The sequence below is a fragment of the Leucogemmata humicola genome (assembly GCF_055379415.1).
Genome location: NZ_AP040875.1, coordinates 1,891,501 through 1,904,723 on the forward strand (window position 1 = coordinate 1,891,501; position 13,223 = coordinate 1,904,723).

The 13,223-nt window shown below is 62.8% G+C and carries 10 protein-coding genes; 8 read left to right on the forward strand and 2 right to left on the reverse strand.

The window, feature by feature from the left end; translation table 11 throughout:
* Window positions 1-7 precede the first annotated feature (7 nt).
* Window positions 8-2,074: a carbon starvation CstA family protein gene (locus AC6H4Z_RS07790; RefSeq protein ID WP_497546184.1), complete on the reverse strand. Its 2,067-nt coding sequence runs from the start codon at window positions 2,072-2,074 to the stop codon at window positions 8-10.
* A gap of 146 nt (window positions 2,075-2,220) precedes the next feature.
* Between AC6H4Z_RS07790 and AC6H4Z_RS07795 the strand changes: the two genes are divergently transcribed.
* The 8 genes from AC6H4Z_RS07795 (at window position 2,221) to AC6H4Z_RS07830 (ending at window position 10,590) form a co-directional block, all read left to right on the forward strand.
* Window positions 2,221-2,865, forward strand: a complete 645-nt coding sequence (locus AC6H4Z_RS07795; protein WP_497546185.1) for a hypothetical protein — start codon at window positions 2,221-2,223, stop codon at window positions 2,863-2,865.
* Between the two features lie 117 nt (window positions 2,866-2,982).
* Window positions 2,983-3,996, forward strand: a complete 1,014-nt coding sequence (locus AC6H4Z_RS07800; protein ID WP_497546186.1) for an isocitrate/isopropylmalate dehydrogenase family protein — start codon at window positions 2,983-2,985, stop codon at window positions 3,994-3,996.
* A complete protein-coding gene (locus AC6H4Z_RS07805) occupies window positions 3,993-4,820 on the forward strand; it encodes a metallophosphoesterase family protein (protein ID WP_497546187.1) in 828 nt (275 codons plus the stop codon). The genes AC6H4Z_RS07800 and AC6H4Z_RS07805 overlap by 4 nt, the downstream gene beginning before the upstream one ends.
* Entirely contained in the window at window positions 4,805-5,527 is a 723-nt protein-coding gene (locus AC6H4Z_RS07810; protein ID WP_497546188.1) for a SprT-like domain-containing protein, read from the forward strand. The genes AC6H4Z_RS07805 and AC6H4Z_RS07810 overlap by 16 nt, the downstream gene beginning before the upstream one ends.
* 36 nt (window positions 5,528-5,563) lie before the next feature.
* Window positions 5,564-6,736: an acyl-CoA dehydrogenase family protein gene (locus tag AC6H4Z_RS07815; RefSeq protein WP_497546189.1), complete on the forward strand. Its 1,173-nt coding sequence runs from the start codon at window positions 5,564-5,566 to the stop codon at window positions 6,734-6,736.
* A gap of 37 nt (window positions 6,737-6,773) precedes the next feature.
* Window positions 6,774-7,526, forward strand: coding sequence for an electron transfer flavoprotein subunit beta/FixA family protein (locus tag AC6H4Z_RS07820; protein WP_497546190.1), 753 nt, complete (start codon window positions 6,774-6,776; stop codon window positions 7,524-7,526).
* 5 nt (window positions 7,527-7,531) lie between these two features.
* Complete coding sequence (locus tag AC6H4Z_RS07825; protein ID WP_497546191.1) at window positions 7,532-8,521, forward strand: electron transfer flavoprotein subunit alpha/FixB family protein; 990 nt, start codon at window positions 7,532-7,534, stop codon at window positions 8,519-8,521.
* The gene (locus AC6H4Z_RS07830; protein WP_497546192.1) at window positions 8,521-10,590 is read left to right on the forward strand and encodes a (Fe-S)-binding protein; all 2,070 of its coding nucleotides are present in this window, start codon (window positions 8,521-8,523) and stop codon (window positions 10,588-10,590) included. The genes AC6H4Z_RS07825 and AC6H4Z_RS07830 overlap by 1 nt, the downstream gene beginning before the upstream one ends.
* A 77-nt stretch (window positions 10,591-10,667) precedes the next feature.
* Here AC6H4Z_RS07830 and AC6H4Z_RS07835 read toward each other — a convergent pair whose 3' ends face one another.
* The gene (locus tag AC6H4Z_RS07835) at window positions 10,668-13,205 is read right to left on the reverse strand and encodes an Ig-like domain-containing protein (RefSeq protein WP_497546193.1); all 2,538 of its coding nucleotides are present in this window, start codon (window positions 13,203-13,205) and stop codon (window positions 10,668-10,670) included.
* Window positions 13,206-13,223 lie beyond the last annotated feature (18 nt).

Sequence of the window (13,223 nt, forward strand, 5' to 3'; positions counted from 1 at the left end):
AGTGTTTTCAATCGCCCGCGGCCGGCAGGGCCGTGAACGGAACTTCCGATGACGTGACTTGCTTTCGGCCCATGATGACGACCGTCCATTCGCGAAGGCTGTCAGCGATGATGACGACGACCGAGATCATGAAGAACGCGGCGACCGCAGCGTCGAGATAGTCGTTGAAGACCATGCGGCGCGCGTCAGCGATGGTTTTGACCACCGCGGGCAGCGTGGACGTCGCGATCTGGTTTTCGACCAGGTGAGCATGAGCGAGGAAGCCAAGCTTCGGATCGGGCGAGAAGAGCTTCGCCCAACCGGCGGTCATCGTCACGATCGCCAACCACGTCATGGGCAGCAGCGTGACCCACGCAAAACGCGCCTTGCCCATCTTGATGATGATCGTCGTGCCGACGCATAGCGCGACGGTGGCCAACAACTGATTAGAGATTCCGAACAACGGCCACAGTGAGTTGATGCCGCCGAGCGGATCGATGACGCCCTGGTAGAGGAAGTGTCCCCACATGGCGACGATCACACCGCTCGAGATCACGATGGCTGGGTACCACGACGTTCTGCCAATCGGCGCCCAGATGTGCCGTCCGAGATCTTGCAGCATGAACCGGCCAACGCGCGTGCCGGCGTCGAGCGTCGTGAGAATGAAGAGCGCCTCGAACATGATCGCGAAGTGGTACCAGATCGCCAGCGCGGTGCCGCCGCCGATGATGTTCGAGAACAACTGCGCCATGCCCACGGCAAGACTCGGCGCGCCACCTGTGCGCGACAGCAGCGAGGACTCACCCACTTGCTTGGCGAGCTGCTCCATCTCTGCCGGATTGAGCGTGAAGCCCCAATGACGAACCGCTTCGGCGGCGCTGGCTGCCGTGGTGCCAATGGCGCTCGCCGGCGAGTTGATCGCGAAGTAGACGCCCGGGGTGAGCGCGCAGGCTGCAATCAACGCCATGATCGCGACGAGCGACTCCATGATCATGCTGCCGTAGCCGACCATCCGTGCGTCGTCTTCTCGCGCGAGCAGCTTTGGAGTAGTGCCAGATGACACGAGCGCGTGAAATCCTGATATCGCGCCGCAGGCGATCGTGATGAATGCGAAGGGAAAGACCTTACCGGCGAAGACAGGTCCCGATCCGTCGACGAACTGCGTCAGCGCCGGCATGTGCAGCGGCGGCAGCGAGACGAGAATACCGACGGCGAGAGCGATGACGACACCGATCTTCACGAACGCAGATAGGTAGTCACGCGGAGCGAGCAGCAGCCACACCGGCGCTACCGACGCGGCGAAGCTGTAGACCATGATCGCCAGCGCAATCGTTGGCCCGCTGAAGGTGAACGTCGCTGCGAGCGACGGGTGTTCGCCAACCCAGCGGCCGGCGTAGAGCGCGACGCCAAGCAGCACGAGGCCCATCGCCGTTGCCTCGAGAACGCGGCCCGGGCGAATCCAGCGGAGGTACACACCCATGAGGATCGCGATCGGGACGGTGAGTCCAATCGTCACGGTGCCCCAGGGACTCGACTTGAGCGCGTTGACCACGACCAGCGCCAACACCGCGAGCAGCACCACCATGATGCCTAGGACCGCGACGAGCGCCGTGACGCCGGCAACCGGCCCAATCTCCTCGCGGGCCATCTGACCGAGCGATTTGCCGTCTCGGCGTACAGAGGAGGCAAGGATGACGAAGTCCTGTACCGCGCCGCCCAGGGCGACGCCGACGATGATCCAGATGACGCCGGGGAGGTATCCGAATTGTGCGGCGAGCGTAGGCCCAACGAGCGGGCCAGGGCCGGCGATCGCGGCAAAATGGTGTCCGAAAACCACCCACCGGTTGGTCGGAACGAAGTCCCGTCCATCGTCGAGCCTGACCGCCGGTGTCGTGCGTTTGGCGTCGAGCGCGAAGATCTTGGACGCAATGAACTTGCTGTAGAACCGATACGCGACGGCATAGCTGCAGACAGCTGCCGTAAGGATCCAGGCCGCGTTGATCGTTTCGCCACGCGTGAGCGCAACGTGTGCGAGCGCCGTTGATCCGGCGATCGCGATCAAAAGCCAGATACTCGCGCGGAAGACCTTCGTCATGAGGTGGGAGCTCCGGTGAAGTCGGGGCAAATTGTTGCGCGGGCCGACCGCTAACAAGGGTCGGGGACGCAAACGACGGCAACCCTTGGTACGCGCGGGGCCAAGTTTCGTTGATACACCTGCGATCCACCAGCTAGGTTCTTGTCATGTCGAGACTTCGTTCAATGCTCGTGAGTCTGTGCGCCATCACACTTTCCTGTGGTGGAGGACCGCCGAAAACGGCGCCAGAGCCGCCAGCCCACGCCCTCTCTGGGCTTGCCGCTCAACACGTCGCCGTGCTGCCCACCTATATGGTGCGCCTGGCGCCAGGGCTGGCCTGGTCCGCGGCCATGGGCCGACCGGCCGACGTCAGAACGACTCTGGACGCCGACATCCAGGCGGCGCTCGAGGAGCATGGCATTCGCAAGGCGTGGCTCCTCCCAGCCGACCTCGCGCTGAGCTACAAGCGAAACACGACGTACGCGGCCGATCCATACGGCCTGGCCGAGGAACCGCTACGATCTCCATCGCTGGCGATCGAGTCTCGGCTCGCCGAGCCACTGGCGTCGCAGGTTCGGACGTTGGTCGCCCTGCATGACGACGTTCGCTTCGTGCTCGCGCCGGTGGAGATGCGCATCGAACCCACGGGTACGGCGATGGGCCAAGGGGTGCTCCGTGTCGTGCTGCTCGATGCGCGCATGTCGAACGTGAAGTGGATTGGCGAAATCACGAGCGAGCCGGTGTCCGCATTCGGTCCCGCGATCATGGCGAGCATCGCGTCCAAACTGGCTGACGTCATCTCGGCGCAATGACTCCGCCAGGGTGCGGAAACGCACAAGGCGGAACGAACTGACGTCGCTAGATTTCGCGGCACGTCGCGAGCCGGAACGACAGGTTCGCGTGCTCTTACAACTACGTATTCGGATCCTGTGGCTACACCAGTAACGCTCATTCCTGGCGACGGCATTGGCCCGTCGATTAGTGCGGCGACCGTCAGAATTCTCGACGCGGCCGGTGCCGATATCGAGTGGGATACGCAGCTCGCCGGCATGGCCGGTGTGGCGCGCTTTGGCGACCCGATTCCCGACGCGACGCTCGATTCGATCAAGCGAACCAAGTTGGCCCTCAAGGGCCCGCTCGAGACGCCCGTCGGCGAAGGCTATCGCTCGATCAACGTTGCCCTTCGCAAGACGTTCGATCTCTACGCCAACGTTCGGCCGGCGTATTCGATCATCCCTGGCGGACGGTATCAGGATCTCGACCTCGTGCTGATTCGCGAGAACACCGAGGGCCTGTACGTCGGCATCGAGCACTACATTCGCGTCGGCGACGACGCACGTGCAGCCGCCGAGTCGATCGCGATCATCACGCGCGGTGGATCGGAGCGCATCGTACGTTACGCCTTCGACTACGCGGTGAAGCACAACCGCAAGAAGGTGACGCTCGTCCACAAGGCGAACATTCTCAAGTTCTCACAGGGACTGTTTCTCGACACCGGACGAATGGTGGCGCGCGACTACGCCGGGCAGATCGAGTTCGAGGAGCGCATCGTCGACGCAATGGCGATGAACCTCGTCCTGCACCCGGAGCGCTTCGACGTCATCGTGACGACGAATCTCTTCGGCGATATTCTCTCCGATCAGATCTCGGGGCTCGTGGGCGGACTTGGTCTCGCGCCGGGCGCGAACATCGGCGTGAACGGCGCAATTTTCGAAGCCGTGCATGGGACAGCTCCGGACATTGCGGGCAAGGGCATCGCGAATCCGGGTGCTGTGATCCTCGCCGCGTGCATGCTGCTCGATCACATCGGTCAGACTGATCGCGCGCGAAGAATTCGCACGGCGCTCGAGACGACGGTGCGTGAAGGCAAAACGGTAACGCAAGATCTCGGCGGCACCGCGACGACCGATCAGTTCACCGACGCCATCATCGCGAAGCTGTGACAGTCACGACCCTCTTCCACTGCTCCGATCTCCATTTCGGGCATCCGGCGGTTCCGGCGCAGTACGAGGCGATCGAAGCAATCATTCAGGATCGGAAGTATGACGTCGTCGCAATTTCGGGCGACGTCTCGCAGCGCGCGCGTGCCGGCGAATTCCAGCGCGCGCGCGAGTTCCTGAAAAAGGCCGAACGAGTCAGCCACACCATCGTCGTGCCAGGGAACCATGACGTGGCGTGGTGGCGCTCGCCGCTCGGTCTTGGCGACGAAGCGCGGATGTACGAGAAGTACCGGCAGTACATCAGCCCGGACCTCGAGCCGGTGATGCGCATTGCCGGCGCCACGATCGTCGGGCTGAACACGTCGCAAGGCGTGATTTTGCGAACGCTGACGTGGAACATGCGCGACCTGTCGATCATCGGGCATCTGTCCCGCGGCCAGATTGAACGTGCGCGGTCGGAGTTCGAGCGTTCGCGGTCGGGCGACGCGCGCATCATCGTGATGCACCACAATCCAGTGAAGGGCGAGCTGTCGCAGCGCCACGGCCTCAAGAACACTCAGCGAGTTCTGGGCGCATTCGCTGAGATGGACGTCGAGCTGGTGTTGTGCGGCCACGACCATCAGGAGGCCGTTCACTACATCGAGCACACGAAGCGCGGCACGATCATTTCCACGTCGGGGACGATCAGTAACCGGTCGCGCGGCGGTCGTCCGAGCTCCGTGAACAGCATCAGCATTACGGATTCCGAGATCGAGGTGTCGACCCTCCTCTGGTCGGACGAACGGAAGGATTTCGTCGCCGGACCCGTGAAATGCTTCAAGCGCTAAAGTCGGTTTTTCGACGGCGACGCGACACATCGCAGCTCACGCTGGAGCTGGACGGCGCGCCGCGCGACGCCGCTGAACTGCTTGCACGACTCCGCGCTCTCGGACTTCGGCGAATCGGCGACTGTCGCCTGACGCGCAATCGGAACGTGATGGTGAGCTATCGCGGCAACGAGCTTCGCGTGCACGAGGGCTACCTATCGGCGCCCAGCGAAATTCACCAGGCGATAGTCCAGTTCATCGAAGGGCGGTCGCGCGCCGAGCGGAAAGCGGCGCAACGGCAGATCGTGTCGTTTTCGGTCGAAACGCCTCCGCGAGGTCCCTCGCGCCGTGAACGAACCCGCCCCGAAGACGAGCCGGTAGCCGCGAAGCTGACGCTGTGGCATGAGCGGTACAACGCCGACCACTTCGCGGGCACGCTCAAGCCGGTTCCGGTGCGAGTCTCCCGTCGGATGAAAAGCCGCCTCGGCCACTATTCCGCGGCGAGGCGGGGCGAGGAGGGTGAGATCGCGATCAGCTGGCGGCACATCCGCCGCCATGGCTGGGAAGAGGCGCTCCACACGCTGCTACACGAGATGGTGCATCAGTGGCAGGACGAAACTGGCCGCACCATCGATCACGGCTCCGCGTTCCGCGCCAAGGCCCGCGAGGTGGGTATCGAACCGGCGGCGCGTCGCGCACCCGGTGTGGCCGCGCACTCCAACCACTAGGCGGCGCAAACAGCCATTCGGCTGTAGCTTCCATGCATGCTTGATTTCTTCAATATCGACAGCCTCCTCTCCGAGGAAGAGCGTGCTGTGCGAGACAGCGTCCGTCGTTTCGTCGACGAGCGCGTTTTGCCAATCATCGGCACCTGCTATGTAGAAGGGCGCTTCCCGCGCGAACTCATTCCGGAAATGGCCCAGCTCGGTGTGCTCGGCGCCAACCTGCCTGAGGAATACGGGTGCGCGGGGCTCAATAACGTCGCGTACGGCCTGATCAATCAGGAACTAGAGCGCGGTGATTCGGGCCTGCGATCGTTCGCTTCCGTGCAGGGTTCTCTGGCGATGTACCCGATCTACGCGTTTGGCAGCGAAGAGCAGAAGAAGACTCATCTGCCCAAAATGGCCGCCGGCGAAACGATCGGCTGCTTCGGCCTGACCGAGCCTGACTACGGATCGAATCCGTCGGGCATGATTACGATGGCGAAGGAGCAGAAGGACGGTACGTGGCTGCTCAACGGCGGAAAGATGTGGATCACGAACGGATCCACCGCGCAGATCGCCGTCGTGTGGGCCAAGACCAATGGAGATCCGAGCGACGCGTCGATCCGTGGTTTCGTGGTGCCGACGAACAGCAAGGGCTTCAAGGCCAAAGATCAGAAGGGCAAGCTCTCCCTACGTGCGAGCGACACGAGCGAACTCGTGTTTCAAGATGTCGTATTGCCGGCCGATGCGATTCTTCCGAAGAGCGGGGGCCTCAAGAGTCCGTTGATGTGCCTCACGCAGGCGCGCTATGGCATTTCGTGGGGCGCGATCGGCGCGGCGATGGCGTGCTTCGAGGAAGCGCTCGAATACTCCAAGCAGCGCGTAATGTTCGATCGGCCAATCGGCGGATTCCAGATTCAGCAGGTGCGTCTCGCTGACATGCTCACGGAGATCGTGAAGGCGCAGCTCGTGTCGCTGCACCTGGGTCGTCTGAAAGACGCGGGCACGTTCACGCCCCAGCAGGTGTCACTCGCCAAGCGTAACAACGTCAACATGGCGACGGACATCGCGCGCGAGGCGCGCCGTATGCTCGGCGCCAATGGCATTCTCGCCGAGTACTCGGCGATGCGTCACATGGAGAATCTCGAGAGCGTGTACACGTATGAGGGCACGCACGACGTGCATTCCCTCATCCTGGGTCAGGCTGTGACCGGGCTCAACGCGTTCAAGTGATCACGAGTCAACCCAACCATTCGAGCGAGGTTCGGCGGTGAAAATTGCCGTCTGCATCAAGCGAACTCCCGATTCGGAGTCGCGCTTCAAGATTGCCGCGTCGTCGACATCCATCGACGAGACGGGGCTGAAATTCGACATCGACGATTTTGCCAGTTATGCGGTCGAAGTCGCGCTGCAGCTGAATGAGAAGCAGGGGCCGGGAGAAACGGTGGTGTTTGCCGTTGGCCCCGACGCCGTTCAGGAAACGCTGCGCAAGGCGATGAGCATGGGCGCCGACCGCGCCGTGCAACTGAAGACCGACGCTGTGCCGTACGACGGACTCGCCGTCGCGAAGGCGCTTGCCGCTGAGTTGAAGGCTGGTGGCTTCGATCTCGTGCTGTTCGGCAAGCATGCGTTCGATACGTCGTCTGGCGTCGTCGGAACAGCAACGGCCGAGCTGCTTGGCGTTCCATGCGTGACCGCGGCGACCAAGCTGGATATCGCCGGCGGAAAGGGAACCGCGCGACGTGAACTCGAAGGCGCTGCGGAGATCGTCGAGTTCCCACTGCCGGCCGTCGTGACCATCGACGAAGGCATTGCGCGTCCGCGCTATCCGTCGCTCAAGAACATCATGGCGGCGAAGAAGAAGCCACTCGAGACCAAACCCGCGCAGCTGGGCGAGGTGCGAGTCACGGTGAAGGGAATGGAGCTTCCGCCGGAGCGCCCCGCTGGCCGGATCATTGGCGAAGGCGTTGCGGCAATTCCGGAGCTCATTCGTTTGCTGCAAACCGAAGCCAAGGTGCTCTGATCGATATGGCAAACGTTCTTGTCTTTGCAGAAACGCGTGGCAATGCGCTGCGCAAAGTCGCGCTCGAGGCGGTGACCGCAGCGCGCGCGTTGGCCGATGCATCGGGCGGCGGGGAAGTGCACGCGCTCGTCGCCGGAACGTCTGGCGTTGGTGCAGCCGCGGATCAACTCGGCCAGTATGGCGCCGACGTCGTGATCGCCGTGGAGCACGCCAATTTCACAAACTTTGATCGTGAAGCGGTTGCGTCAACGATCGCCGCACGTGCGAAAGGTGGGAAATATCGCGCGGTGGTGCTTGGCTTCTCGTCGCAGGGTCGCGACGTCGGACCGCGGGTCGCCGCCAAGCTCGATGCGCCGATCGCCGCTGACGTGACGGACATCAAAGTCGAAGGCGACGCGCTCGTCGTGAAGCATCCGGCATACGCGAACAAGGTGATCACGACGCTCTCGATTCGCGGACCGCTGGCCGTTATTGCGGTGCGTCCGAGCGCGATCACGGCGCAGGCCGCGCCGCGTCAGACAAAGAGCGAGACGATGGCCCCGGCATCCGATCCATCGGCGTCGCGCGTGGTGGTGAAAGAGATCATCGAAGGCGGAAAGGGAAAGATCGATCTCGGCGAAGCGCCGGTGATCGTGTCTGGTGGTCGCGGACTCAAGGCGCCGGAGAACTTCAAGCTCGTCGAGGATCTTGCGGCGGCGTTCGGTAACGCGGCGGTCGGTGCGACGCGCGCGGTGACCGACGATGGCTGGCGTCCGCATAGCGATCAGATCGGACAGACCGGGCGACAGGTGAGTCCGCAGCTGTATGTCGCCGTGGGAATCTCCGGCGCCATTCAGCACCTTGCCGGCATGCGCACGTCGAAGACGATCGTGGCGATCAACAAGGACAAAGAGGCGCCGATCTTCAAGGTGGCTGACTACGGGATCGTGGGTGATGTGCTCGAGGTCGTGCCCGCGCTGACCGTAGCGGTTCGCGAGGCCAAGGCGCACCACTGATGGCGGCGTCGAACGGGCTGTTTCTGTTCGTGTTGACGATTGGCGCTGGTTTCTTCGCGCTCAACGTCCAACGCCTGGTGTCGTACATGCGAATCGGTCAGGCCGACGATCGCTCGGACCACCCGTTCGTTCGCCTCAAGAACGTCCTGACGATCGGTATCGCGCAGACGAAGATCTTCCGTGATCCCGTCGCCGGCGCCATGCACGCCACGATCTTTTGGGGCTTCATGGTGCTTACCGCCGGCACCGTCGAGATCCTGATTCAGGGCGTCTTTCCAAAGTTCTCATTCGGCCTGTTCCTGCCGAAGCCGATTTTCCAGCTCTACGGTTTGTCGCAGGACGGCTTTGCCGCACTCGTCGTCGCCGCGATCGGCTTCGCATTCTATCGACGGCTCGTGTTGCATCCGCGTCGACTGGAAGGCGATAAGCTCGAGCACACGGACGCGCTGATCATTCTCAGCATGATCGGCGGCCTGATGGTGACGCTGCTCCTGACGAATGCTTGCCAGTATCTCGTCGACCCGCTGACGGTTGGACCGGAGAAGGTGTTCTCGCGTACGCTGGCCAACGTCATCGCGCCGTTCGATGCGCACCCGGCCAAGCTCGCCGCCACGTTCTGGTGGATGCATGCGCTGCTCATTCTCACGTTCCTGAACTACCTGCCGTACTCCAAGCATCTCCACGTCGCGACGTCGCTGATCAACGTCTATCTGTCGAATACGAGCGGGCCAGGACAGAAGGGCGTGATGCGTCCGATGGATCTCGAGGCAGAGGTCGAACAGTTCGGCGCGTCCGACGTCGAGAACCTGACGTGGAAGAATCTGCTCGACGGCTACTCCTGCACGGAGTGCGGTCGTTGTACTGCGGCGTGTCCAGCGAATCTCACCGGCAAGCTGCTCAGCCCGCGCAAGATCGTCGTCAATGCGCGACAGCGGTTGATGGAAAAAGGTCCGCTCGTGACGGGCGACCGAATGGAGTTTTCGCATCCGCGCCTGGTCCACGGCGAAGGTGGCGACGCCGGCGCGACAAGCGCTGCGCAGGTGATGGCCGACCGTCTGCTCGACACGTACATCACCGACGAGGAACTATGGGCGTGCACGAGCTGTCGCGCATGCGTCCAGGAATGTCCTGTCTCGATCGACCAGCTCGACGTGATCAATGAGATGCGCCGCTACCTGGTGCTCTCGGAATCACGCTTCCCTGAAGAAATTCAGCCGGCGTTCGAGTCGCTCGAGCGAAACGGCTCGCCTTGGGCGTTCAGCCCTGGCGACCGCGCGAAGTGGGCCGAGGGGATGGACATCCTCACGATGGCCGAGGCGATGGAGCGGGGCGATCGCCCGGACGTGCTGTTCTGGGTTGGGTGCATGGGTTCGTTCGACGACCGCGCGAAGAAGATCACGGTGGCCTTTGCGAGAATCCTCAAGGCCTGCAACATCAACTTCGCCATTCTCGGCCAGGAAGAGCATTGCCACGGCGACCCGGCACGTCGCATGGGCAATGAGTATCTCTATCAGATGCTGGCCAAGGACACGATCGAGACTCTCGATCGCTATGAAGTGAACACGATCGTCACGAGCTGCCCGCACTGCTTCCATCAGATGGGCAATGAATTCCCGCAGCTCGGCGGCAACTACGAAGTCATTCACCACTCGACGTACATCGAGCGGTTGCTGCAGGAGAATCTGGTGCCGCTCAAGTCAGCCGAGGGCCAGCGGCTCACGGTGGCGTATCACGATTCGTGTTATCTCGGCCGCTACAACGACGTCTACGAGGCGCCGCGCGAGACGCTGAAGCGTGCGCTGCCGGTGATCAATCTCGTGGAGCCGAAGCGCACGAAGGATCGTGGCTTGTGCTGCGGTGCTGGTGGCGGGCGGATGTTCATGGAAGAGCGCACGGGCAAGCGCATCAACGTAGAACGCACCGAGGAGCTTCTCGCAACTGGCGCCGACACGATCGCGGTCGCGTGTCCGTTCTGTATGACGATGATCACTGACGGTGTGAATGCCGCGCATTCGGAAGTTCCGGTGCTCGACATCTCCGAGGTCGTCGCGGGACAGTTGCTGCAGTAACTCGGCGACAGAGGAAAAGAGAACGGGCGACTGCAGCATGCAGTCGCCCGTTCGTTTTCTATGAGGCCGAGTCGGAATTATGGCGCGCCGGCGGGGCGGGGCTTGCCATCGCCGGTCACCGGCGGCAGCGTGGGTGATGCGGACGTGCGCCGCGGCTTGGCCCGAACGCGCTCTTCCACGACGCCCTGTGGATCGTACGATGCGACCGCCGCAATTACGTGGAGGCCGGTTTCGTCGTAGAGAAGGGGTGAGTCCGCGGCACCGAGGAAGAGCTGTCCCGCACAGCCGACCGACAGGCCAGTCAAGCCGACAGTGATTTGGTGGGCACGAATGCTCGATGCAGGGATAAGCGAGCTCGCGGTGCACGCGTACACCGCGCTCGGCGACGGATCCACGGTGAGACTCGAACCCATCTTCGAGAGGAGACTCGCTTCTGCCGCCACTCCGCCTGTGGAGGAATAGTACGGTCCGTAGTCACCGACGTAGACGACTCGACCGCCCTGGCCCATGAAATCGATCATCGTATTCAGCTCAAAATCCTGAAAGGCGTACGATGGTGTCATGAGCAAGATCGTCTTGATCGACGGGTCGACAGTCGACGGGAAACTCGCTTCCGGACCGAGAAAGGAGACTGAGTAGTTGACTTGAGCCAGAGCGGACGTAATCGTCGACAGGTTGGCGGAGTTGCAGGCGTCATCGGAGTAGCACAACGAGCCATTGCCGTAGTACACGAGCAGACCTGTCGCCGTCGAGCGTGGCTTGCTCCCGCCAAAACCCATCAGGTTCCGAATGAGGCGCGCCTGATTTGTCGGATCGACCGTTCCTCCGACCGTCGTGTTGAACATGTTGAAGTCCTGGAACACGACGAGGTCAGACCCACCTGCGCCCATCGACACCTTGATGTCTACCGATCCGGTGAGGGCGCCGGAAGTGCCGACGATGTGTGCGGTGCCGACGCTGACTGCCGTCAACACGTTGCCGGATATGGTGACGATGCCGGGGGTCGTCGAGGCGTACGTAGCGGTGGCGTTGCTAAGCGGATTTCCCTGCGCATCGGCGAACTTCGCCGACAGTATCGCAGTTTCACCAACTGTGATTTGAGTCTTGTCCGCATTGACCACTAGCCTGGAGATCGTCGGTGCGACACTGAAGGTGGCGACGTCGGACTTCCCGTCGCTCGCCGCAGTTATCGCGACCGATCCGGAGCGTAGGGCGACCACTGTTCCGGTCGCGCCAGCGCCACTCACCGTTGCGATCGTGGGATCCGACGACGTCCACGTCACCTTTGGCGATTCGATCTTGATTCCCTTGGCATCGACGAACGCCGCGGTGAACGTCGCGGCGGAGCCGAGCGACGATACACTCGCAGCGCGAGGCGATACGGTTGTGGCAGCAGCAACCTGTTTCACGGTCGCATCGACCGACGCCGAGAGTCCGTCGATTGACGCCGTAATTCTCGCGGTTCCGTTCGTGACGCTCGTTGCGACGCCGGCGGCATCGACCGACACGACGGCCGGCGCGCTGCTCACGAACGTCGGGACGAGACCGTCGACGGAGCCACCCGCGATTGGTACGAGCTTGGCACCGACTGAAAACGCCTGCGTGAAGGCGTTGAACTGCAGGCTCGCCGACCCGATCTCAATGTGATCAACCGGCGTCACTACCGTGACACCGACGCTCGCGCTTCTCCCTTCGGCGGCTGCTGTAAGTGTCGCGCTGCCGATCTTGTTGGCCGTCACCGCCCCTGCCGGGGAAACGCTAGCGACCGTCGGGTCGGATGAGCTCCACGTCGCGCTTCGGTCGTCGATCACATGACCGCCGGCGTCGCGTAGCTCCGCGCCCACCGGAGTGGTCTTGCCGCGCGGCAGCGTGAGGCTCGATGTCGTGACGATCACCTGATTCACGGCGGCCAGCACTTTCACGCTGATCGAATCCGCTGCTGCACTGGCCGTGCGGGCGACGATGGTGGTCGCGCCCTGATTCACGCCCGCGGTGACCACGCCATTCTGGTCGACGGTGGCGATCGTCGCATCCTTTGACGACCAGCCGACACGAATCGGCGAAATCGTCTTTCCGCTGGCGTCCGTGCCGGAAACCGACAGCCCGGCGGTTGCGGACGACTTCAGCGTGAGTGCGCCCGACGAGATCTTGATCGCCGTGACCTTGGCGTCAGGAGCGTCGTAGACGAGTTCGGGCGACGGTGGAGGTGGGTTGTCGCCGGGATGGAGAGTCAGCTGCTGGCTGCTCGTGTACGCAACCTCGCCGCGCGTGTCGAACGCCGTGAGGCTCAATGCGAAGAGGGCCGACGATCCCGTGATCGGCACCTCGAAGGTCAAAACAGCGCTATCGCCAACGAATGGCGCGTCGGCCGGATAGTGCTTGCCGTCAGGAGCGATCAGATCGGCGACGAGCTTCGACAGAGCAATCGCGGGGAATCCCGGCGGCAGCTTCGCGAAACGTGGGGCGAGCGAGAACGCGGCGTGGCCGGGGGCCACTGTGCGTGGAGCAACAGGTGGTTGATCGGAGCAGGTAGCCGCAACTACTAGTGCTGCGGCGCCGAGGATCGCTTCGATCCGCGCCCGACGCGTCGATCGGCGGGCGCTCTGAAAAAACATCACGTGCTCCCCCTGAGT